The organism is Curvibacter sp. PAE-UM (genome assembly GCF_001432305.1).
Taxonomy (GTDB): Bacteria; Pseudomonadota; Gammaproteobacteria; order Burkholderiales; family Burkholderiaceae_C; genus Hylemonella.
Genome location: NZ_KQ483358.1, coordinates 3,509,490 through 3,530,582 on the forward strand (window position 1 = coordinate 3,509,490; position 21,093 = coordinate 3,530,582).

Here is a 21,093-nt window from a genome sequence, read left to right on the forward strand (position 1 = left end):
TGGATGCCATTGGTGAACTCATCAAGTCATAGACATTGCAACCTGATTTGTTTCGGGAATCGAAAGGCTGCTGCACCGAGCTTGTAACAAATCCATCTTGCGCGTGCGACACGCATGCTCAATGTCACCATCTGAGTGTCTCGCCCGACATCTGAGGTGACAAGCTCCTGCAGAAGATAAACCGGGAAACCGAGCGCTGGGCCCGCATCGTCAAGGCCTCGGGTTTCGTCACACACGGGTTCGACCACCCGCGCGGCATGGTTACGCGGCCTGGCCCAGAATAGGCGCATGTCTTCCATGCGCCCATTTCTTTTGCTGACCTTGGCCTGCATGGCCGCGGCCCTCCTGCCCACGAACACCTCCGCCCAGGCCCTCAAACCTGCACCGGCTTGCCCCACTCTCCTGCAACACCAGTTCCCCCGCCTGCAGGACGACGCCCCGCAAAACCTCTGCCAGTACGCGGGCAAGGTCGTGCTGGTGGTGAACACCGCGAGCTACTGCGGCTTCACCAAACAGTACGAAGGGCTGGAGGCGCTCTACGCGAAGTACGAGAAACGCGGCCTGGTCATCCTGGGTTTCCCCTCCAACGACTTCGGCCAGCAGGAGCCGGGTGATGCGAAGCAGATCGCCGACCTCTGCTTCAACACCTATGGCGTGAAGTTCCCCATGCTCGACAAGACCGTGGTCACAGGCGCCAAGCGCAACGCGCTCTACGCCCAGCTCTACCAGGCCACCAAAGCCGCGCCGCAGTGGAACTTCCACAAGTACCTGGTCGCGCGCGATGGCAAGACTGTAAGCAGCTTTGCCAGCTCGGTCGAGCCAGGCAGCAAGGCGCTGGTCACGGCCATCGAAGCCGCGCTGCAGCAGCGCCCCTGAGCACCGGAGAAAGCGGCATGGACCCCGAGCGTTTCACCCTGCAGCTGCGCGAGCAAGGGTTCGAGCAGGTCACCACCGTCACGCGCGAGCCCAACGGTTTCCTCGACACCCACACCCACCCCTTCGAGGCCAAGGCCTTGATCCTCAGCGGCGAGATCACCCTGGTCTGCGAGGGACGGGAGCAGTTGTACCGCCCGGGCGAGATCTTTCACCTCGCCATGGCCGAACCGCACACCGAACGCTACGGCCCGCAGGGCGTGAGCTATCTGGTCGGGCGCAAATAAGAGCGCCGGAGCTCAGGCCGCACGGGCCAACTCGGTGGCTTCGCGCGCCAGGCGCGTGACGGCGGCCCAGTTGCCGGCTTCCACCAACTCCAGCGGCGTGAGCCAGGAGCCGCCGACCATGGGCACGTTGCCCAGCCGCAGAAAATCCTGCAGATTGGCCAGCGAGACACCGCCCGTGGGGCAGAACTGCATGTCCGCCAGCGGGCCGCCCAGGGCCTTGAGCATGCCCAGCCCTCCGGCCTGCGCGGCGGGAAAAAGTTTGACGAGTTTGAAACCGTGGTCACGCGCGCGCATGATCTCGCCGGGGGTCATGGTGCCCGGCACAAAAGGCAGTTGACAGGCCATGGCCTCGGCCACCAGCACTTCTGTCATGCCCGGCGAGAGCGCAAAACGCGCACCGGCATTCTTCACACGCGCCATTTCACCGGCCACGGTCACTGTGCCTGCCCCCACCTGCATGGTCGGCACAGCCTTGGCCACGGCCTCGATGGCCGCCAGGCCGGCGGCATGGCGCAGGGTGATTTCCATCACGTCGATGCCGCCTTCAAGCAGCGCCTCGGCCAGCGGAACGGCCTGGGCCGTGTTCGTGATCACGATCACGGGCACCACGCGGGAAGCAAACTGCGGGCGCTGGGTATGGGAAAGGACTTGTGTCGTCATGTTGGTCAGCGAGCATATCCCGACAGCAGAGGCGAGGCGCCTTCCTCAGCCAGCAGCGGCCGGTCGCGGAAAAGACCGAACAGTTCGCGCCCGATGCCCTGGCCGTTGGCGGCCAGATCCGGCAACTGCGCATCGCGCGCCGCCAGCTCTGCATCGCTCACCTGCACCTGCAGGCTCTGTGCCTCGCAGTCCAGCGTCAGCAGATCGCCATCACGCACCTTGCCGATGGCGCCGCCGGCCACCGCCTCGGGCGTCACATGGATGGCCGCCGGCACCTTGCCGGAGGCACCTGACATGCGGCCGTCGGTCACCAGGGCCACCTTGTAGCCCTTGTCTTGCAAGACACCGAGCAGGGGCGTGAGCTTGTGCAGCTCGGGCATGCCGTTGGCCTGCGGGCCCTGGCAACGCACCACCGCGATGAAGTCGCGCTCCAATTTACCCTGCTTGAAGAGTTGTTCCAGTTCTTTCTGGTCGTTGACCACCACGGCCGGTGCGCTCACCTTGCGATGCTGCGGTTTGACGGCCGAGACCTTGATGACGGCACGGCCCAGGTTGCCCTGCAGCAGGCGCAAGCCGCCGTCCGGGCTGAAGGGGCGCGTCACGGGACGCAGCACGTCCTCGTCACCCGAAGTCGCAGGCACCTCGCGCCAGTCCAGCACGCCCTGCTTGAGCCAGGGCTCCACCGTGTAGCGCTGCAGGCCGCGGCCCATGATGGTCTGCACATCGTCGTGCAGCAGGCCCACCGAAAGCAGTTCGCGGATGATGAAGCCCATGCCACCGGCGGCATGGAAATGGTTCACGTCGGCCGAACCGTTGGGGTAGACGCGGGCCAGCAGTGGCACGCAGGCCGAGAGGTCGGAGAAATCTTCCCAGTTGATGACCCAACCCGCTGAACGCCCCATGGCGATCAGGTGCAGGGTGTGGTTGGTGGAGCCGCCGGTGGCCAGCAGGCCCACCATGCCGTTGACCAACACCTCGGCGGTGATCTGGTGGCCGACGCCGGAACCAGGCTCGTGCGTGAGCGCCACGGCGCGCTCGACGGCCGCATCGGTCAGCGCCTCGCGCAGCGGCGTGCCGGGGTTCACGAAAGACGATCCGGGCAGGTGCAGGCCCATGATCTCCATCAGCATCTGGTTGGAGTTGGCCGTGCCGTAGAAGGTGCAGGTGCCAGCGCTGTGGTACGCGGCCTGTTCGGCGCTGAGCAGCGTGGCGCGGTCCACCAGGCCCTGGGCGTACTGCTGGCGGATCTTCGATTTATCGTCGTTCGAGAGGCCCGAAGTCATGGGCCCTGCCGGCACAAACACGGCAGGCAGGTGGCCGAAATGCAGCGCGCCCATGAACATGCCGGGCACGATCTTGTCGCACACGCCGAGGAACATGGCCGCGTCGAAGACGTTGTGTGACAACCCCACCGCCGTCGCCAGCGCGATCACGTCGCGCGAGAAGAGCGAGAGCTCCATGCCGGCCTCGCCCTGGGTCACACCATCGCACATGGCGGGCACGCCGCCGGCCACCTGCGCGCTGGCGCCCAGGCTGCGCGCCTTCTGGCGTATGCGTTCGGGGTAAAACTCGTAGGGCTTGTGGGCCGAGAGCATGTCGTTGTAGGCCGTGATCAGGCCCAGGTTGGGCTGGCGCTCCTGCCTGAGCAGAAGCTTGTCCTCGCCGGGCATGGCCGCATAGGCGTGGGCGGCGTTGGCGCAGCCCATGTCGCTGCGGTAGGGGCCGGGGCGCGCGGTGCGGCTCACCACCTCCAGATAGGCGATGCGGGTGCGCTCGCTGCGCTGCTCGATGCGGCGGGTCACCTCGGCCAGCGTCGGGTGGATCGGCTCAGACATGGTGGCTTTCAGGGAACATGAAGAAATTCAGTGCAAACGGTGAGACGGTGCAGCTGGCTCCTGCGAGCCATGATGCACCGTCCGCGTTTCAGCCTCCGACAGGAATCACTTGCCCTTCTTGCCCGAGCGGATTTTCTCCAGCTCTGCCTGGGTCTCGTTCCACAGGTCCATGCCCACGCTGGTGCCGATGGAAGCGTAGACCTGCGTCAGGCTGTTGCGCATGCGGGCGGTCTCGGTGGGCGACAGTTCATTGACCTGCATGCCCTTGTCCTTCAGCGCGGCCACGGCGCTGGCGGCTTCGGTGCGGGTGTCCTTGCGTTCGAAATCGCGGCTGGCCTTGGCGGCGTCCAGCAGGATCTTCTGCTCGGCCTTGGAGAGCTGGTCCCACCACTTCTTGCTCACCAGCACGATCCAGGGGCTGTAGACGTGGTTGGTGATGGTCAGGTACTTCTGGACTTCGTAGAACTTGCTCGAAAGAATCGTGTTGAAGGGGTTTTCCTGGCCTTCCACCGTGCCGGTTTCCAGCGCGGTGAACAGCTCCGAGAAGGCCAGCGGCACGGCGTTGGTGCCCAGGGACTTGAAGCTTTCGAGGAAGACGTTGTTCTGCATCACGCGCAGCTTGATGCCGTTGAGGTCTTCGAGCTTGTTGATCGGGCGCTTGCTGTTGGTCAGGTTGCGGAAACCGTTTTCCCAGTAGACCAGGCCCACCAGGCCCTTCTCCTGCAGCTTGGCCATCACCTTGTCGCCGATCGGGCCGTCGAGCACCACATCCGCCTCGCTGGCGTTGTTGAACAGGAAGGGCGTGTCCCACAGGGCCATTTCCTTGGTGATGCCCACCAGGGTGGCGGTGGAACCCACCATCATTTCCTGGGCGCCTCCGCTCAAGGCCTGCTGCATCTGCAGATCCGAGCCCAGGGCGGCCGCGCCGATGGCGCGGGTCTTCATCTTGCCGGCCGAGGCTTTTTCCACCGCTTCGGCAAAGACCTTGACGGCGCGGCCCTGGTTGCTCTGCTCGTTCAGGCCGTAGCCGAAGCGAATGAGACGGGGTTTGATGTCCTGGGCCATGGCGGCCAACGGGGCCAGCATGGCCAGGGCCGCGGTGGCGGCCACGAATGTTCTGCGGAAGGGGGTCATGGTTTGCTCCTTGCTAGTAGTGATGAGGGACGGGAACAGGGGAGATCAGCGCATCCAGGCCACAGGGGCCGTGACGAGCTGCGGGAAAACAATGAAGAGAATGAGGATCAGCAGGTAGGTGAACAGGAAGGGATTGACCCCCTTGATCACCTGGTGCATGGGCAGGCGGCCCACGCCGGCCACCACGTTGAGCACGGTGCCCACGGGCGGCGTGATGAGGCCGATCGCGCCGTTGAGCACGAACATCAGGCCGAAGTACACCGGGTCGATGCCGGCCTTGACCGCAATGGGCAACATCACGGGCGCGAAGATCAGGATGGTGGGCGTGAGGTCCAGCGCCGTGCCGATCAGCACCAGGGCCAGCATCATGGCTGCCATGAGCAGGCGAGGGTTGTTGACCATGGTCCCCAGCCAGCCGGTCAGCACATTGGGCAGGTCGGCCAGCGTGATCATGTAACTCGCCACCTGGGCACCCGCGCACAGGAACATCACCACGGCCGTGGTCTTGGCCGCGCGTACCAGCACAGGCCCGACATCAACGATCGTGAGCTCACGGTGGATGAACAGTGCGACGACCAGCGCGTACATGGCGGCCACGACGGCAGCTTCGGTCGGCGTGAACACGCCACTTTTCATGCCGCCAATGATGATCAAAGGCATGAGCAGAGCCCAGAAGGCCTTGCGCACGGCGCGCAGACGCGTAGCCAAAGGCGGACGCTCACCGCCCGGCGGCAGCTCGATGCTGCGCAACTGGAGCTTCCAGGCCACGATCAGGCCCACCCCCATGAGGATGCCGGGCACGATGCCGGAGATGAAGAGCGCCGAGATCGAGGTGTTGGTCGTCACGCCGTAGATCACGAAGGGCATGGACGGCGGAATGATGGGCGCGATGATGCCGCCCGAGGCGATCAACCCTGCCGAGGTGTGCATGGGGTAACCCTGCTGCCGCATCATGGGCAGCAGGATGGTGGCCAGGGCCGCCGTATCGGCCAGGGCCGAGCCGCTCATGCTGGCCATGAGCACGGCCGCGCCGATGGCAACGAAACCCAGGCCGCCGCGGATATGGCCCACCCAGGCCTGCGCCATCTCGATGATGCGGCGGCTGATGCCGCCGCTGTTCATCAACTCACCGGCCAGGATGAAAAAGGGCACAGCCAGCAGGGGAAAGCTGTCGATGCCGGCCACCATGTTCTGGGCCAGCAGCTGCGTGTCCCAGAAATCCAGGGCCCAGGCCATGGCTGCGCCCGTGAGCACCAGCGCGAAGGCCATGTTCAGGCCGATGCCCATGAGCAGCACCAGGCCGGCCACGAACATGAGGAATGCCAAAGCTTCTGAACTCATGACCTCACTCCGCTTCCATGCCGTGGCCCAGGTCCAGCGGATCCTGACGCACGAGCTCCACCAGGGCCATGACGGCGATGGCGACCGAACTCAGGAATGCCGGCAAAGGCAGCAAGGCAGCCGGATACCTCAGCACCACCGAATGGCTGTTCATGCCGACGACCACCTGCTGCCAGGCACCGATGGCCACCAGCACGCAGGCGACAATCACCAGGATGCGGATCAGGACCGTCATCAGCTTCATGGCCCGGGGCCGGCCGCGCAAGCGGGCGACCAGGCCGGTGAAGGCCATGTGCTCCCCCAGGGGATAGGCCAGCGTGGCCCCGATGAACACCATCCACACAAACAGCAGGCGCGACAGTTCCTCGCTGGCCGCAATGCCGCTGCCAAAACCGTAACGCAGCACCACGTTGACGAAGACAGCCAGCGCCATGATGCCCAGGCAGGCCCCCATGAGTGCATGCACGAAACGCGAGAGCAGACTGCCCGCCCGCAAGGCCTGTGTCTTCATGCGCACACTCCTTGCCGCAGCCAGGCGCTGATCTGGCGCTGCAGCTGCTCGACGCTTAAGGTCGCATCCAGCGCCAGGGTGTTGGGTTCGTTCACGGGGGACTCCAGGGTGGCGAACTGGTTGTCCACCAGGGCCGTGGGAAAGAAATGCGTGGAAGCCCGGGCCGCCACGCGCGCCAGGGACTCCTCGCGGGTGATCTGCAGAAAGACAAAACGCAAGCCCGGCGATGCGGCCCGCAATTGTTCCCGGTACTGGCGCTTGAGCGCCGAGCAGGTCAGCACGACCGGCGCGGGGCTTTGCGCCAGCAGATGGCCGAGCTGGGCCAGCCAGCCCTCGCGATCCGCATCGGTCAGCGCAATGCCTTGGCTCATTTTTTGGTGGCTGGTTTCGCTGTGGAAGTCATCCCCTTCGATCAGGCGCCAACCCTCCGCCGCGGCCAGGGCCGAGCCGATATGCGACTTGCCGCAGCCTGCCACCCCCATGATGACGATCGATGCATTCATTATTGGTTAGCGCTATCTCAATAACTTAAAAAATCAACCCGGATGGGTGCCATTTAAAAATTCTCAAAGGAGAAAGTTTTGAATAACGATGGCGCGTCCGGGCTGGATAGCGCTATCATAATCACCAACAACCCGTCCCTGATCAGTAATAACCCTGAGCCTGATGCCCCACCCGCCCGCCCGCAAAAAGACCCGCGCCACCGGCCGTGTCACCATGTCCGACGTGGCCCAGCTCGCTGGCGTCAGCCTGATGACCGTCTCGCGCGCGCTGCGCGGTGAACGCGCGGTCGACGCCCAGCTGGTGAGCAAGGTGCAGGCCGCGGCCGACAAGCTGGGTTACATGCCGGATCCGGCCGCCCGGGCCCTGGCCTCCAGCCGCAGCAGACATGTGGCCGTGCTGATCCCCATGCTCTCCAACGCGCTCTTCGTGGACCTGCTCGAAGCCGTGCAGCGCACCCTGCACCCGGCCGGGTACCAGACCCTGATCGGCATCACCCACTATGACCCCATCGAGGAAGAACAGCTGCTGCGCGAGCAGCTGCTGCACCGGCCCGCCGGCATCCTGGTCACGGGCATGGAACGCAGCGAAACCACGCGCAAGCTGTTGCACCAAAGCGGCGTGCCCTGCGTGCACCTGATGGAAGTCGCGCAGCAGCCAGGTATCTACAGCGTTGGCCTGTCGCAGCAGGAGGCCGGCGCGGCCCTCACCCGGCATCTGCAGGCGCGCGGCTACCGGCGCATCGCCTTTGCCGCCGCCCAGCTGGACCCGCGCACCCTGCAGCGGCTGACGGGCTGGCGCCAGGCCATGGCCGAGGCCGGCCTGCACGAAACCGCGCTGGAGTGGCTGAACCCGGCCCCCTCCTCACTCGCGCTCGGCGGCCAGCTCTTCGAGCAGATCATGCGTCAGCAACCCGCGGTGGACGCCATCTTCTTCTGCAATGACGACCTGGCGCAGGGCGCCCTGCTGGCCGCCCTGCGCCTGGGGATCCGCGTACCGCAGCAGGTGGCCATCGCCGGCTTCAACGACCTGACCGGCAGCGACCAGATGCTGCCGCCGCTGACGACCATACGCACACCCCGCGCCGAGATCGGCGCAGCCGCCGCGCAGATGCTGCTGCAGCTCATGAACGGTCAGCCGGTGCCCTCGCACTCGATCGACCTGGGTTACCAGCTGATCGAGCGCGGCAGCACCTAGAGGTGCCTGTTCACGGTTTCGCAGGCCCTCAGACCCGCTGCGGCAGCACCGAAGCCGCCACACGTACACCGGGCGCCGTGCCCACATAGGCCTGCTGCACCACGCCGGCCACCATGTCGGCGGTCACGGCCGAGAGCGTCCAGCCCAGGTGGCCGTGGCCGGTGTTGTAGAACACATTGGCCGCATGGCCGCGGCCCACGCGCGGCATCATGTCCGGCATCATGGGGCGCAGGCCGGCCCAGGGCACCACGCTGCGCGTGCTCACGCCGGGGAAGCATTGCTGCACCCAGTCGATCAGCGGACGGATGCGGTCGGCCCGGATGTCCTTGTTGTAGCCGTTGAATTCGGCCGTACCGGCGACGCGGAAGCGGTCCAGGCCCAGACGGCTGGTGACCAGCTTGGTCTCGTCGTCCAGCAGGCTGACAGTGGGCGCGCTGTCCTGACTTTGCGCGTCGGGCAGGTTGACGGTGATGGAGTAGCCCTTGACCGGGTAGACGTTGACGCGATCGCCCAACTGCGCGGCAAAGCTGCGGCTGAGCACACCAGCACAGACCACCACACCATCGAAGCGGTGCGTCTGCGGCAGGCCGTCCACACAGGCGGTGACGCTGGCGCTGCGCCCGTCGCTGCTGAGTTGCTGCACGTCCTGACCATAGAGTGTGCGCACACCCAGGCGCTCGGCCGCGGCGGCCAGGCCCACCGTGAACTTGTGGATGTCTCCGGTGGCGTCGCTCTCGGTGAAATAACCGCCGTAATAGCTGCCGGCCAGGGTAGGCTCAATCGCGCGCATCTCCTCGGGCGTCACGGCGCGCCGGGGCAGGCCGCCGGCGGCCAGCAGCTTGGAGACCTCGCCCGCGTGCTCGAAGCCCTTCCTGTCGCGGTAGATGTGCAGGATGCCGCGCTGCTTGAGGTCGAAATCCACCCCCTCGGCCTCGGCCCAGGCAAACAGGTGCTCGCGTGCGGCCACGGCCAGCTGGGCGGTGGCGATGGTGTTGCGCCGGTAGTTCGGGATGCCGGCGATGAACTCGGCAAACCAGCTCAGCTTGTGCCAGCTGGGCCGCGGGTTGACCAACAGCGGTGCATCACTCCTGAGCATCCACTTGAGGCCCTTGAGGATGGTGGACGGGTGGTTCCAGACCTCGGCATTGGAGGCCGACAGCTGCCCGCCGTTGGCGAACGATGTTTCCATCGCCGCGTAGCGGTGCTTCTCGAACAGGGTGACGGCAAAGCCGCGTTTGGCCAGGGCGTAGGCGGTGGTGACGCCGGTAATACCGGCGCCAATGATGGCGATCGACTTCATGAGATCAGGCTCCAAACGTCATGGGGGTGGGGTGCACAGCACACCATGTGCCATGCACGCCCCCTCTGTTTGGTACCTGAGAGATTCACGCCACCGTGTCGGCTGCGCTTGCTCCTGCGGTGTGCCGGACGACGAATCCCGGCAACTCTTCAGAGTTCAAATCACCTGATCGGTCCTTTTGCCTGAGAGTTTCCGGGGCGGTTGCTCCTTCGGCGCTGCCAGTTGCGACAGTCTCTCCCGATCGGGTCTGGCCACGTAGGGCCTGCCTGCATTCTAGCGCGATCGGTATCGCGCCGGAAAGACTCCCAACCTCTCAGGCCATCCAGTCCTGCGAGACGATGCTGTCGCGCCCCATGCGCTTGGCCTGCTCCAGCGCAGCCACGCACAGGTCCACCAGCGCCTCGGGACCGGTTTCGCCCACCGGCGTGAACGCGGCCACGCCGATGCTGACCGTGACGATGCCGCCCTCGCCACCGCTGTGCGGCATGGCCAGGGTATTGATCAGCATGCGCACGCGCGCCGCCACCACACGCGCACCCACCTCGTGCACCGCCGGCAGCAGGATGGCAAATTCGTCGTCGCCGTAGCGCGCCACGACGTCGGCCGGGCGGAATACCGCGCGGCCCAGGGCGGCGGCGATCTTCTTCAGGCGGTCCGGCCCCATGGTCGCCACATGCGTGTCGACATAGGCGCGGAAGTGGTCGATGTCGATGAGCAACAGAGACAGCGGCGTCTGCTCGCGCCGGGCGCGGCCCCATTCCTGTGCCAGCCGCTCGTCGAAGCCGGCCCGGCTCAGCACACCGGTCAGCTCATCCGGGTGTTCGGCGGCAGACAAGGCTTGCGCACGGTCCCGCTGGTTCTGATCGTCGGACTTGGCGGACATGGTCTGACCGGGAGGCCGGCCTCAACGGGGCTGCTGCAGTTGCTTGAGATCGGCCACGATCTCGGCGGAATGTTTGGCCGTGTCCACCGAGCGGTAGGCCTTGGCCAAACGCCCCTGGGGATCGATCACGAAGGTGTAGCGCCGGGCGTACTTGAAGACCACCCAGTCCGACAGGGTGCCGTAACGCGCCGCCACCTCGCCCTTCTCGTCGGCCAGCAGGGGGAAGGGCAATTTGTATTTCTGCGCGAAGGCGGCATGCGAGGCGCTGCTGTCAACGCTGATGCCCACCACCTCGGCACCCAGGGCCTGCAGTTGCAGCCAGTCGTCGCGGAAGGTGCAGGCCTCTTCGGTGCAGCCCGGGGTGTCGTTCTTGGGATAGAAATAAAGCACCAGCCACTTGCCGCGCCAGTCGGCCAGGCGACGCGTCTTGCCCTGCTGGTCGGGCAACGCAAAGTCCGGGGCGGGTTGGCCCGCTTCCGGTACCGCGGCCTGCGCCAGACCGGCCGGCAGCACCACGCTCGCAGGCAGCAGGCACAGGGCGCGGCGGCGCAAGTTCACGGACGCAGTTCCTTGAGGCCGCCCATATAGGGCTGCAGGGCGGCGGGAATCTCCACGCTGCCGTCGGCGCGCTGGTAATTTTGGTTTCGGCCCGCTACGCTTAACTTTCGCTTCGCGAAAGTGAGCCTGCACTCAAACAAGCAGCTCATTTCGGCGCAAGCTCCGAAACTCCGCCCATGTATGGGCGGAGGACGTCCGGAACCTCGACGGTTCCGTCCGCACGCTGGTAGTTTTCCAGCACCGCCACCAGGGTGCGGCCCACGGCCAGGCCCGAGCCGTTGAGCGTGTGCAGCAGCTCATTTTTGCCCTGGGCGTTCTTGAAGCGCGCCTGCAGGCGACGGGCCTGGAAGGCCTCGCAGTTGGAGACCGAGCTGATCTCGCGGTAGGTGTTCTGCGCCGGCAGCCACACTTCGAGGTCATAGGTCTTGGCGGCGCCGAAACCCATGTCGCCGGTGCACAGCGACATCACGCGATAGGGCAGGCCCAGCTTCTGCAGGATGGCCTCGGCGTGGCCTGTCATCTCTTCCAGCGCCTCGTAGCTTTTCTCGGGGTGCACGATCTGCACCATCTCGACCTTGTCGAACTGGTGCTGGCGGATCATGCCGCGCGTGTCGCGGCCATAGCTGCCGGCTTCCGAGCGGAAGCAGGGCGTGTGAGCGGTGAGCTTGAGGGGCAGGTCAGCCTCGGCCACGATCTCGTCGCGCACGAAGTTGGTCAGCGTGACTTCGCTGGTAGGAATCAGGTAGAGCGCCACGTCCTCGGCCGCGCCTTCCTGGCCACCCTTCTTGGCAGCGAACAGGTCTTCCTCGAACTTCGGGAGCTGGCCGGTGCCGCGCAGTGTGTCAGCGTTGACGATGTAAGGCGTGTAGCACTCGGTATAGCCGTGCTCCTGGGTCTGCACGTCCAGCATGAACTGGGCCAGCGCGCGGTGCAGGTGGGCGAGGCCGCCCTTCATCACCGTGAAGCGTGAACCGGTGAGTTTGGTGCCGGTGTCGAAATCCAGCCCCAGCGGCTCGCCCACGTCCACGTGGTCCTTGACCGCGAAATCGAATTTCTTTGGGGTACCCCAGGTCCGGGCCACCACGTTCCCGTGTTCGTCGCTGCCCACCGGCACGCTCTCGTGCGGCAGGTTGGGCACGGCCAGCAACAGGGCCGACATCTCGCCCTGGAGCTGCTCCAGGCGCGCAGCCGAGCTTTCCAGCTCACCCTTGAGGGCATTGACCTCGGCCTTGGCCGCTTCGGCCTCGTCCTTCTTGCCCTGGCCCATGAGCGCGCCGATCTGCTTGCTCAGGGTGTTGCGTTTGTTCTGCAGCTCCTCGGTACGGGTCTGCAGGGTCTTGCGTTCGGCTTCCAGGGTGCGGAAGGCGTCGGCGTCCAGGAAGGGCTGCGGGTTCTTGCGCGTCTGCAGACGGGCGAGCACGCCGTCCAGGTCTTTGCGGAGCAGGGTGAGGTCTAGCATTTGGGTATTGTAGTTTTCGTTTTCTTGCCTTTGTTTTTTGTCTTTCTACTGCTTTTTCGCTGCGCGGGGCTTTTGTAGTCCCCCCCCATCCCCCCAGCCCCCCTCCCCCCCCCCGCCGGGGCGGGAAGGGGGAGCCCGATTTGACCTTTGGACTCCGGCTAGGCTTCTACGGAACGAGCCGTCGCCACCGCCACCTCAGGCGGAGACTTCAGGGGGACGGTCGTAGTAAATGGGGCGGAACCTTCCCGCCAACGGCGGTGGTCGTTCCGACCTACCGCTTTCGAGTCCAGAACCCTGCTCGACCACCGCTTTGACTCGTCGCTGGCGCGCAGCTGCCAGCCAGAACCGCGCTGGCCCGGCGCCGTTTACTACGACCGGCTCCGGAAAATGCGGGCACCCAAGCCCAGGCTGCGACCTCCCGCGCCGTAGAAGCGCAGCCGGAGTCAAGAAACAAAATGAGGCTCCCCCTTCCCGCCCCGGCGGGGGGGGGGAGGGGGCTGGGGGGATAGGGGGGGATTACAAAAGCGCCGCCAGGCAAAACTGATGGAAAAAGGAAGGAAGAAGAGGAAGTCAAACCTCCTGCTTCAACCCCTTAGGCAACGGAAACTTGATCGTCTCTTCAATCCCATCCATCTTCCGCACCGCAACAGCACCCAAGGCCCGGATACGCTCGATCACCTGCTGCACCAGGATCTCCGGGGCCGAGGCGCCGGCCGTCAGGCCCACGCGGCTGCGGCCATCGAACCATTCGGGTTTCAACTCGTCGGCGCTGTCGACCATATAGGCCTCGGTACCCAGCTTCTTGGCCACTTCGCGCAGGCGGTTGCTGTTGGAACTGGTGGGGCTGCCCACCACGATGACGACGTCCACCTGCGGGCTCAGCAGCTTGACGGCGTCCTGCCGGTTCTGCGTGGCGTAGCAGATGTCCTGCTGCTTCGGGCTGCGCACCTGGGGAAACCGGGCTTTCACCGCCGCCATGATGCTGGCCGCGTCGTCCACGGAAAGCGTGGTCTGCGTCACCACGGCCAGCTTGGCCGTCTGCGCCGGCTGCACACGCGCCACGTCGGCCTCGTCTTCCACCAGGTGGATGCCGGAGTCGAGCTGGCCCACGGTGCCTTCCACCTCGGGGTGGCCCTTGTGGCCGATCATGATGAACTCGTAGCCTTCCTTGTGCAGCTTGGCCACTTCCACGTGTACCTTGGTCACCAGCGGGCAGGTGGCGTCGAAGATCTGGAAGCCGCGCTGTTCGGCCTCGCGCTGCACCGCCTTACTCACGCCGTGGGCCGAGAACACCAGCGTGGCGCCGGGCGGCACGTCGCTCAGTTCCTCGATGAAGATCGCGCCCTTGGCCTTGAGGTCGTTGACCACATAGGTGTTGTGCACGATCTCGTGGCGCACGTAGATCGGGCGACCGAACTTGGTCAGCGCGCGCTCGACGATCTCGATGGCACGGTCCACGCCGGCACAAAAACCGCGCGGTTCTGCCAAAAGGATCTCGGATTGACTGCTCATCGTCATAACACCCCGATCAGTTGTACTTCAAAGCTCACCGGCTGGCCGGCCAGCGGGTGGTTGAAGTCGAACAATACCGCTTCCTCGCCCAGCTGGCGCACCACGCCGCCGAATTGCCCCTTGCGGTCGGGCGTAGGGAACTGCACCACGTCGCCCACCGCGTACTGCTCGTTCGGGTCGCCCAGCTCGCGCAATTCCTTGCGCGAGAGCCACTGCTGCATGTCGGGGTTGCGCTCGCCGTAGGCGCCCGGGGGCAGCTGCAACGTGGTGTGCACGCCCTCCTCCAGGCCCAGCAGCGCCTGCTCCACGCCCGGGGCCAGTTCGCCCGTGCCCAGGGTCAGCGTGGCCGGCTTGCCGCCGAAGGTATTGATGATGTCGCCGGCCGGCCCCGCGAGGCGGTAGTGCAGCGTGAGGAAGGAGCCGGGCTGGACCCGGGCTGGGGTGGTGGTCATGGAAGTCCCGATAAACTGGGCTCCATTGTAAAAAGACCTGCGTTTGACATCTGTCATGCCCCTCAAAGACCTTCCCCCCGACGCGCGACCGCGCGAAAAGCTGCTGGCCCGCGGCCCGGGGGCGCTGTCCGACGCCGAATTGCTGGCCCTGCTGCTGCGCACCGGCCTGGCCGGCAAGGGCGTGCTGCAGTTGGCGCAGGAGCTGCTGGACGGCTTTGGTGGTTTGGCCGGCCTGCTGCACGCCACGGCCGACGACCTGAAACGCATCAAGGGCCTGGGGCCGGCCAAACGCGCCGAACTGGTGGCCGTGCTGGAACTGGCCCGCCGCGCCCTGGCCGAACAGCTGCGCGAACGCGCCGCGCTGGACACACCGCAAGCCGTCAAGGACTACCTGCAGCTGCACCTGGCCCACAAGAAACACGAAAGTTTTGCCGTGCTCTTCCTGGACAACCAGCACAAGCTGCTGGCGCTGGAAGAGCTGTTTCGCGGCACCCTGGCACAGACCAGCGTCTACCCGCGCGAAGTGGTGCTGCGCGCCCTGCACCACCACGCCGCCGCCGTGGTGCTGGCCCACAATCACCCCAGCGGCACGGTCCAGCCCTCGCGCGCCGACGAGGCGCTCACGCAAGCCCTCAAGGCCGCACTGGCCCTGGTGGACGTGCGTGTGCTGGACCACATGATCGTGGCGCCGGGCCTGGCCCTCTCCATGGCCGAGAAAGGCCTGATCTGATGGTCACCGTGAAGTCCCTGGCCGACCTGAAACAGGTCAAGAAAGCCATCGAAATGCAGGCCAAACTGGAAGCCGAGCGCAAGGCCGAAGCGGCCAAGCGGGCCCGGCAAACCACGGCGGACAAGGACCTGTTCCAGCAGGCCGCCGGCAAGGTGCAGCCTTTGCAACAGCCGGCCAAGGCCCAACTCAAAAGCGCCAAACCTCCACCACTCCCCCTGCAGCACCAGCTGGATGAACAGGCCGCGCTGCAGGAAACCCTGAGCGACGAATTCGACATCAGTACCCTGCTGGAAACCGACGAACACCTGAGTTACCGCCGCCCCGGCATCGGCACCGACGTCACGCGCAAGCTGCGCCGCGGCGACTGGGCCATCCAGCGCCAGCTCGACCTGCACGGCCTGCGCACCGAAGACGCCCGCGAAGCCCTGGGCCAGTTCATCCGCGAGGCGCACCAGCAGGGCATCCGCTGTGTGCGCGTGGTGCATGGCAAGGGCCTGGGCTCACCGGGCAAGACGCCCGTGCTCAAGGGCCGGGTGCAGAGCTGGCTGGCGCAGAAGAAGGAAGTGCTGGCCTTTGTGCAGGCGCGGCCGGCGGAAGGTGGCGCAGGGGCCGTCGTGGTTCTTCTTCAGCCCTCGCCTTGATGGGGAGGGTTTGGGAGGGGTGAGCGTCAATACAGCGCAAAACGCAGCACTCCCGGCTAGCCGGGGGTGTTGCGCATCCAGTCCGCCGTCCCGAAGAAGGACTCACGCAGTTTGCCGCGCAGTTCTTCATTCACCCCCACCTCCCCCATGGCCTGATCCATGCAGGCCAGCCACTGGTCGCGTTCGACCAGGCCGATCTTGAAAGGCATGTGGCGTGCGCGCAGGCGCGGGTGGCCGAAGCGTTCGGTGTAGTGCTGCGGGCCGCCGAGCCAGCCGGTGAGAAACCAGGTCAGTTTCTGCCGCGCATCGGTCAACTCGCTGCCGTGGGCGGCGCGCAGTTCCTTGTAGCCCGGCTCCAGGTCCATGAGGTCGTAAAAGCGCTCGACCAGGGCGTGGACCTTGGCTTCGCCGCCGATCCATTCAAAGGCGGTGGCGGGCTTGGTTTGCTCTTCAGATGTCATGCCCGGATTATCCCAGCCGCGCCGGAGTGCGAAGACGCTACCATTTCAATAGCAATCAAGTCGCCGCCTGCCTCAGCGTCTGCACCACCGGGCGGCGCAGCACGGAACGCAAACCCCACCAGCCAGCCAGCCAGGCCAGCAGCGCGCCGCTGACCGCGCCGACGGGCAGCAGCCACCAGGTGACGGTCCATTCGAAATTGAAGGCATAACGCGCCAGCGCCCAGCCCACCACGGCCGAGACCACGGCGGCCAAGGCCCCGGCCAGCGCGCCCACACCCGCGAGTTCGGCGCGTTGCACCTGGCGCAGCAGGCCGCTGCCCGCGCCCACGGCACGCATGATGGCGTATTCGCGCGCGCGCTCCTCGCGCGTGGCGGTGACGGCGGCGAACAGCACCACCAGGCCGGCGGCCAGCGTGAAGCCGAAGAGGAACTCCACCGCGCGGCTCACCTGCTCCAGCACACGCTGCACCTGGGCCAGGGTGGCGCTGAGGTCCACCACGGTGATGTTAGGGAAGTGGCGCACCAGCGCGCTGTCGAAACCCGGCTTGTCCGGCGCGCGCAGCGCGGCCAGGTAGGTAACCGGCAGCTCCGGCATCCGGCTCACCGGGTACAACGCAAAGAAGTTGGCACGCATGGAACCCCAGTCCACCTTGCGCAGCGAGGTGATGGTGCTCTCCTGCTGCAGGCCGGCAATGTCGAAACGCAACTTGTCGCCCAGCTTGAGGTTCAGCGTCTTGGCGATGCCCTCTTCCATGCTGATGCCGTTGGCATCTTCGGCCGTCCAGCGGCCGGCCACGATGGGGTTGTGGCCCGGTGGCTGCGCGCTGTGCGAGAGGTTGAACTCGCGCTCGACCAGGCGCTGGGCCCGGTCGTCTTCGTAGTCCTGCGCCTGGACGGGGCGGTCGTTGATGGCCACCAGGCGGCCGCGGATCATGGGGAACCAGTCGTAGCCGCTGACCCCCGCCTCACGCAGCTGGCGCTGGAAGGCCTCGGCCTGGTCGGGCTGGATGTTGATGACAAAACGGTTGGGCGCGTCGGCCGGCGTGGCCTGACGCCAGCTGCGGATCAGGTCGGTGCGCAGCAGCACCAGCAGCAGCAGGGCCAGCAGGCCCACGGCCAGGCTGCTGACCTGCAGCACGGCGTAGATGGGCCGCGCCGAGAGCTGGCGTGTGGCCAGCACCAGCCAGCGCGGCGCGGTGTTCTCGCGCACCACCCGGCGCAGCAGCAGCACCGCGCCCCAGCTGGCCAGCGCAAAGATGGCCACGGCGCCAGCAAAGCCTCCCACGGTGATCAGCCCCAGCTTCAGGTCGCTGCTGGCCGCCAGCAGCAGCACAGCAAAACCCAGCACCCCCAGGCCCAGCACGCCGATGGACATGGGCCGCAGCGTGCCCAGGTCGCGCCGGATCACACGCAACGCGGGTACCTGGGCCAGCTGCAGCACCGGCGGCAGGCCGAAGGCCAGCATGAGCGTGAGGCCCATGCCCAGGCCGAAGAATACGGGCCACAGGCCTGGCGCGGGCAAAGCGGTGTCCACCAGGCCGGCCAGCAGCAACACAAAGACATGGTGCACGGCCCAGCCCAGAGCCACACCCAGCGCACCGCCGGCCAGGCCCACCAGCAGGAACTCCAGCGCATGGCTGCGCGCGATGGTGGACTGGGACAGGCCCAGCACACGCAACATGGCGCAGTCATCCAGATGCTGGTTGGCAAAAGAACGCGCGGCCAGGCCCACGGCCACCGCGCTCAGCAGCGCGGCCAGCAGGGCCACGAGGTTGAGGAATTTTTCGGCACGCTCCAGCGTCTGCGCCATCTCGGGCCGCCCGCCCTGCAGGGCCTCGATGCGCACGCCACGCAGCTGCTCGCGCTCTACCGCCTCGTTGGCGCGCTTGACGAAGGCGTTGACCACGCGGTCCTCGCCGGCCACGGCCAGGCGGTAGCTCACGCGGCTGGCCGGCTGTATCAGCTGGGTGGCGGCCAGATCGTTTTGGTTGATGAGCGCACGCGGCGCGAAGTTGATGAAACCGGCGCCACGGTCAGGCTCTACACCGATCAGACGCGTGATGCGCAGGGCCGCCTCGCCCAGCAGCAGCTTGTCGCCCAGTTGCAGGCCCAGGGCATCAAGCAGGGCCGGATCGGCCCAGACCTCACCCGGCGCCGGAATGTCGCGCGTGGCTGCGGCTGGCGTACCCGCTTCCGTGCTGACGGTCAGCTTGCCGCGCAGCGGATAACCCGCCTCCACCGCCTTGAGCGAGACCAGGCGCGTGGCACCGCCGTGCTTGTCGTCGGCGCGGGCCATGGTCGGGAAACTCAGGGAGCCGGAGACCTGCAGGCCACTTTGTTGGGCCAGCGCCAGCAGAGAAGCCGGGGTAGCGTTGTCGCTGACGATCACCGCATCACCACCCAGCAACTGGCGCGCATCGCGCTGCATGCCGCCCTTGAGCCGGTCGGCGAAAAAGCCCACGGCTGTCAGCGCCGCCACCGCCAGTGTGACGGCCAGGATCAGCAGGCGCAGCTGGCCGGCACGCAAGTCACGCCAGAGGGTTTTCCAGGCGAGTTGCCAGAAGGTGATGTTCATGGGGGTAGCTTAGGGGATTTCTGATCCTGTCGGTGTGACGGGGTTTTCAGCTTGGCTGCGGCCTTGGCACGCCTGCTGGCCGGGTCTCGCCCCGGCGGGCGACTCACTTTCTCTTGCTTCGCCAAGAGAAAGTAAGGGCGGATTCAAAGCTGAAGTGCAACACACTTCCAGAAGGAGCCCGTTGCATGAAAGCCACCTACACCCACCTGAGCGCCGAGGAACGTGGCGCGATCATGGCCATGAAGTTTCAGGATTGCAGCGTCCGCGGCATTGCTCGGGCGCTTGGCCGTTGTCCGAGCACCATCAGTCGCGAACTGCGGCGAAATGGCTACAAGCAGGAATCTGAGTTAGGGCCTATGGGCCGTCCCCGAGTTGCGGGCGGCTACAACGCAGTACGTGCTGGCGTGCGTGCCCGTCGCCTCCGTCGTGCTTGTCGACCAACCCGAAAACTTCATCCGGACGGTGCCTTGTGGCAAAGGGTTCATGGCCTGCTGTGCCAGAGCTGGTCGCCTGAACAGATTGCGGGCACACTCAAACGCGAGCATCCCGGGCAACCTCAATTGCAAGCTTCCCACGAGACGATCTACACCGCCATTTACGCGGCCCCGCGAGGGGAGCTGCGTCGACAGCTGGTCAGCCTGCTGCGCCAAGGGCGTGGGGCACGCCGTCCCCAGGCACGAGGCACTGGGCGGCGCGGCGCCCTACAGGACATCGTCAGCATTCATCTGCGCCCCCCCGAAGCCAGCGATCGATTACTACCGGGTCACTGGGAAGGCGATCTGATCAAGGGTTCCAGGAACCAATCGGCTGTGGGCACCCTGGTGTGCCGCAAGACCTTGTTCGTCATGCTGGTGAAGATGGATGGTGCCACGGCAGAAGAAGCCCTGCGCGGCTACGAACAGGCCTTCAGCCCTCTGGACGATGCATTACGCCAGACCTTGACGTACGACCAGGGCAAGGAGATGGCGTTGCACAAAAAGCTGGCCGAGAGCACAGGATTGAAGATCTACTTTGCGGACCCGCACAGCCCCTGGCAGCGCGGAATCAACGAGAACACCAATGGGCTGATCAGGCAATACCTGCCCAAGGGGACGGATCTGAGCGTCTATAGCCAGCGCCAGCTCGATCACATTGCCTGGAGTCTCAATACCCGCCCTCGCAAGACCCTTGGGTTCAGGACTCCAGCCGAGGTGCTCTTCGAAGATTGCTTCAAGCAGAATGTCGATATCCAGCCCATCGTTGCACTTGGTATTTGAATCCGCCAAGCAAAGAGAAGGCGAGCCGGGTGCGTCGTCCCTCCGCTGCGCTCCGGGCACACTGCGTTGCTCTGACCGTGCGGGGTGCGCGCAAACTCGCTGCGCTCAAACATGCGCGCCCCTCTTTCCGCCCGCTCCTGCGCTACTCGCCTCCGCACACGGCGGTGGGGCCGGATACCGATTACCACTAAACGGCCCTTCTTTCAGCTCTGCGCTTTGATTGGCTGCAGCGATGATTTCAGATATAAATCAAGCAATTACAGACGGCAAGAAAGAAGCGTATTTCTACATCGTTCAGGAGAAGAATCAATGCAATGGTTGTCCTCTCGCATCGTCTTTTCTTGCGCAGTCGTGTTTACGGCTGGTTGCGCCACATCTATGACGCCCAACCAGTTCAATGAAAGTCTCCCGAAGACTACAAGCTCAAAGTTCTATGATCGAATTCCCGCAGCAGAAGCCATATCAAAAGGGCAATGCCGATTGCTAGTCAGCAATCGAAAATATACAGCTCCAATTGGGTTCACCGTTACTGGAGATTTAGAAAACGGTGCCCAAGGTATTGATGAATGGGTCAAATCGGATGGCGGAAATGCATACTCGGTTGCCAATTTTGAGTGGATTTCCGTTGGAGACAAGGGCACAACACAGCTGATATTGCTGTTCGACACGCTGCAATGCAGGTGAGCTGTCAAGAACATCGCGTGGATACATAACCGTTCGTAAGCGTAGCAATCCCAACATCATCGATACAACAAGGGCACGCGATAGCGTGCCCTTGTTGTCTTTGCATTCTGTTTTCGGTATCCCCCACCCTTGTGTCTGTGCCGAGAAGCGCAGCGGCAGGCGGGTGAAGAGCCGCGCATGTTTGAGCGCAGCGAGTTTGCGCGGATCCCGCCTGGCGCGAGCATCGCAGGTTGCCCCGGCGCA

General features: G+C 65.3%; 21 protein-coding genes and 1 riboswitch. Of the genes, 7 read left to right on the forward strand and 14 right to left on the reverse strand.

Annotated elements, in window-relative coordinates:
- Positions 1–297: 297 nt before the first annotated feature.
- Together AO057_RS16760 and AO057_RS16765 are read left to right on the forward strand one after the other, a co-directional pair.
- Entirely contained in the window at positions 298–876 is a 579-nt protein-coding gene (locus AO057_RS16760; protein ID WP_057677354.1) for a glutathione peroxidase, read from the forward strand.
- A gap of 17 nt (positions 877–893) precedes the next feature.
- Positions 894–1,160 (forward strand): cupin domain-containing protein, encoded by a 267-nt coding sequence (locus tag AO057_RS16765; protein WP_057677017.1) that lies wholly within the window; start codon positions 894–896, stop codon positions 1,158–1,160.
- Between the two features lie 12 nt (positions 1,161–1,172).
- On the opposite strand, the gene eda is transcribed toward AO057_RS16765, so the two are convergent.
- The 6 genes from eda to AO057_RS16795 all read right to left on the reverse strand — a co-directional run bounded on the left by eda (position 1,173) and on the right by AO057_RS16795 (position 7,144).
- Positions 1,173–1,820 (reverse strand): bifunctional 4-hydroxy-2-oxoglutarate aldolase/2-dehydro-3-deoxy-phosphogluconate aldolase, encoded by a 648-nt coding sequence (gene eda / locus AO057_RS16770; RefSeq protein ID WP_057677018.1) that lies wholly within the window; start codon positions 1,818–1,820, stop codon positions 1,173–1,175.
- A 5-nt stretch (positions 1,821–1,825) separates the two neighbouring features.
- Positions 1,826–3,655: a phosphogluconate dehydratase gene (gene edd, locus AO057_RS16775; RefSeq protein WP_057677019.1), complete on the reverse strand. Its 1,830-nt coding sequence runs from the start codon at positions 3,653–3,655 to the stop codon at positions 1,826–1,828.
- A gap of 105 nt (positions 3,656–3,760) precedes the next feature.
- Positions 3,761–4,789, reverse strand: a complete 1,029-nt coding sequence (locus tag AO057_RS16780) for a TRAP transporter substrate-binding protein (protein WP_057677020.1) — start codon at positions 4,787–4,789, stop codon at positions 3,761–3,763.
- Positions 4,790–4,834: 45 nt separating this feature from the next.
- A complete protein-coding gene (locus AO057_RS16785) occupies positions 4,835–6,130 on the reverse strand; it encodes a TRAP transporter large permease (protein WP_057677021.1) in 1,296 nt (431 codons plus the stop codon).
- Positions 6,131–6,134: 4 nt separating this feature from the next.
- Positions 6,135–6,641, reverse strand: a complete 507-nt coding sequence (locus AO057_RS16790; protein ID WP_057677022.1) for a TRAP transporter small permease — start codon at positions 6,639–6,641, stop codon at positions 6,135–6,137.
- Positions 6,638–7,144, reverse strand: a complete 507-nt coding sequence (locus AO057_RS16795) for a gluconokinase (protein ID WP_057677023.1) — start codon at positions 7,142–7,144, stop codon at positions 6,638–6,640. Before AO057_RS16795 ends, AO057_RS16790 begins: the two co-directional genes overlap by 4 nt.
- Positions 7,145–7,307: 163 nt before the next feature.
- Between AO057_RS16795 and AO057_RS16800 the strand changes: the two genes are divergently transcribed.
- Positions 7,308–8,339: an HTH-type transcriptional regulator GntR gene (locus tag AO057_RS16800; RefSeq protein ID WP_057677024.1), complete on the forward strand. Its 1,032-nt coding sequence runs from the start codon at positions 7,308–7,310 to the stop codon at positions 8,337–8,339.
- Positions 8,340–8,367: 28 nt separating this feature from the next.
- Here AO057_RS16800 and AO057_RS16805 read toward each other — a convergent pair whose 3' ends face one another.
- The 6 genes from AO057_RS16805 to AO057_RS16830 all read right to left on the reverse strand — a co-directional run bounded on the left by AO057_RS16805 (position 8,368) and on the right by AO057_RS16830 (position 14,503).
- The gene (locus AO057_RS16805; RefSeq protein ID WP_057677025.1) at positions 8,368–9,639 is read right to left on the reverse strand and encodes a D-amino acid dehydrogenase; all 1,272 of its coding nucleotides are present in this window, start codon (positions 9,637–9,639) and stop codon (positions 8,368–8,370) included.
- 160 nt (positions 9,640–9,799) lie between these two features.
- Positions 9,800–9,889: riboswitch (glycine riboswitch) on the reverse strand.
- Positions 9,890–9,952: 63 nt separating this feature from the next.
- The gene (locus AO057_RS16810) at positions 9,953–10,522 is read right to left on the reverse strand and encodes a GGDEF domain-containing protein (RefSeq protein WP_057677026.1); all 570 of its coding nucleotides are present in this window, start codon (positions 10,520–10,522) and stop codon (positions 9,953–9,955) included.
- 21 nt (positions 10,523–10,543) lie between these two features.
- Positions 10,544–11,080, reverse strand: a complete 537-nt coding sequence (locus AO057_RS16815; RefSeq protein ID WP_057677027.1) for a peroxiredoxin — start codon at positions 11,078–11,080, stop codon at positions 10,544–10,546.
- A 145-nt stretch (positions 11,081–11,225) separates the two neighbouring features.
- Complete coding sequence (serS, locus tag AO057_RS16820) at positions 11,226–12,539, reverse strand: serine--tRNA ligase (RefSeq protein WP_057677028.1); 1,314 nt, start codon at positions 12,537–12,539, stop codon at positions 11,226–11,228.
- A gap of 570 nt (positions 12,540–13,109) precedes the next feature.
- A complete protein-coding gene (ispH, locus tag AO057_RS16825) occupies positions 13,110–14,051 on the reverse strand; it encodes a 4-hydroxy-3-methylbut-2-enyl diphosphate reductase (protein WP_156404598.1) in 942 nt (313 codons plus the stop codon).
- Between the two features lie 2 nt (positions 14,052–14,053).
- Complete coding sequence (locus AO057_RS16830; RefSeq protein WP_057677030.1) at positions 14,054–14,503, reverse strand: FKBP-type peptidyl-prolyl cis-trans isomerase; 450 nt, start codon at positions 14,501–14,503, stop codon at positions 14,054–14,056.
- Positions 14,504–14,558: 55 nt separating this feature from the next.
- Between AO057_RS16830 and radC the strand changes: the two genes are divergently transcribed.
- Positions 14,559–15,233, forward strand: coding sequence for a RadC family protein (gene radC, locus AO057_RS16835; RefSeq protein ID WP_057677031.1), 675 nt, complete (start codon positions 14,559–14,561; stop codon positions 15,231–15,233).
- On the forward strand, positions 15,233–15,874 hold the full coding sequence (locus AO057_RS16840; protein ID WP_057677032.1) for a Smr/MutS family protein: 642 nt from the start codon (positions 15,233–15,235) through the stop codon (positions 15,872–15,874). The genes radC and AO057_RS16840 overlap by 1 nt, the downstream gene beginning before the upstream one ends.
- Before the next feature lie 56 nt (positions 15,875–15,930).
- Here AO057_RS16840 and AO057_RS16845 read toward each other — a convergent pair whose 3' ends face one another.
- Entirely contained in the window at positions 15,931–16,335 is a 405-nt protein-coding gene (locus AO057_RS16845) for a group II truncated hemoglobin (RefSeq protein WP_057677033.1), read from the reverse strand.
- Positions 16,336–16,390: 55 nt separating this feature from the next.
- Positions 16,391–18,910: an ABC transporter permease gene (locus AO057_RS16850; protein WP_057677034.1), complete on the reverse strand. Its 2,520-nt coding sequence runs from the start codon at positions 18,908–18,910 to the stop codon at positions 16,391–16,393.
- A gap of 185 nt (positions 18,911–19,095) precedes the next feature.
- Between AO057_RS16850 and AO057_RS17620 the strand changes: the two genes are divergently transcribed.
- Together AO057_RS17620 and AO057_RS17945 are read left to right on the forward strand one after the other, a co-directional pair.
- Entirely contained in the window at positions 19,096–20,166 is a 1,071-nt protein-coding gene (locus AO057_RS17620; RefSeq protein WP_082605367.1) for an IS30 family transposase, read from the forward strand.
- A 309-nt stretch (positions 20,167–20,475) separates the two neighbouring features.
- Positions 20,476–20,850 (forward strand): hypothetical protein, encoded by a 375-nt coding sequence (locus AO057_RS17945; RefSeq protein WP_156404599.1) that lies wholly within the window; start codon positions 20,476–20,478, stop codon positions 20,848–20,850.
- Positions 20,851–21,093: the final 243 nt, after the last annotated feature.

Coding starts and splice junctions, on each gene's coding strand:
- AO057_RS16760 (WP_057677354.1), top strand. CDS start 298: ATGCGCCCATTTCTTTTGCTGACCTTGGCCTGCATGGCCGCGGCCCTC.
- AO057_RS16765 (WP_057677017.1), top strand. CDS start 894: ATGGACCCCGAGCGTTTCACCCTGCAGCTGCGCGAGCAAGGGTTCGAG.
- eda (WP_057677018.1), bottom strand. CDS start 1,820: ATGACGACACAAGTCCTTTCCCATACCCAGCGCCCGCAGTTTGCTTCC.
- edd (WP_057677019.1), bottom strand. CDS start 3,655: ATGTCTGAGCCGATCCACCCGACGCTGGCCGAGGTGACCCGCCGCATC.
- AO057_RS16780 (WP_057677020.1), bottom strand. CDS start 4,789: ATGACCCCCTTCCGCAGAACATTCGTGGCCGCCACCGCGGCCCTGGCC.
- AO057_RS16785 (WP_057677021.1), bottom strand. CDS start 6,130: ATGAGTTCAGAAGCTTTGGCATTCCTCATGTTCGTGGCCGGCCTGGTG.
- AO057_RS16790 (WP_057677022.1), bottom strand. CDS start 6,641: ATGAAGACACAGGCCTTGCGGGCGGGCAGTCTGCTCTCGCGTTTCGTG.
- AO057_RS16795 (WP_057677023.1), bottom strand. CDS start 7,144: ATGAATGCATCGATCGTCATCATGGGGGTGGCAGGCTGCGGCAAGTCG.
- AO057_RS16800 (WP_057677024.1), top strand. CDS start 7,308: ATGCCCCACCCGCCCGCCCGCAAAAAGACCCGCGCCACCGGCCGTGTC.
- AO057_RS16805 (WP_057677025.1), bottom strand. CDS start 9,639: ATGAAGTCGATCGCCATCATTGGCGCCGGTATTACCGGCGTCACCACC.
- AO057_RS16810 (WP_057677026.1), bottom strand. CDS start 10,522: ATGTCCGCCAAGTCCGACGATCAGAACCAGCGGGACCGTGCGCAAGCC.
- serS (WP_057677028.1), bottom strand. CDS start 12,539: ATGCTAGACCTCACCCTGCTCCGCAAAGACCTGGACGGCGTGCTCGCC.
- ispH (WP_156404598.1), bottom strand. CDS start 14,051: ATGAGCAGTCAATCCGAGATCCTTTTGGCAGAACCGCGCGGTTTTTGT.
- AO057_RS16830 (WP_057677030.1), bottom strand. CDS start 14,503: ATGACCACCACCCCAGCCCGGGTCCAGCCCGGCTCCTTCCTCACGCTG.
- radC (WP_057677031.1), top strand. CDS start 14,559: ATGCCCCTCAAAGACCTTCCCCCCGACGCGCGACCGCGCGAAAAGCTG.
- AO057_RS16840 (WP_057677032.1), top strand. CDS start 15,233: ATGGTCACCGTGAAGTCCCTGGCCGACCTGAAACAGGTCAAGAAAGCC.
- AO057_RS16845 (WP_057677033.1), bottom strand. CDS start 16,335: ATGACATCTGAAGAGCAAACCAAGCCCGCCACCGCCTTTGAATGGATC.
- AO057_RS16850 (WP_057677034.1), bottom strand. CDS start 18,910: ATGAACATCACCTTCTGGCAACTCGCCTGGAAAACCCTCTGGCGTGAC.
- AO057_RS17620 (WP_082605367.1), top strand. CDS start 19,096: ATGAAAGCCACCTACACCCACCTGAGCGCCGAGGAACGTGGCGCGATC.
- AO057_RS17945 (WP_156404599.1), top strand. CDS start 20,476: ATGCAATGGTTGTCCTCTCGCATCGTCTTTTCTTGCGCAGTCGTGTTT.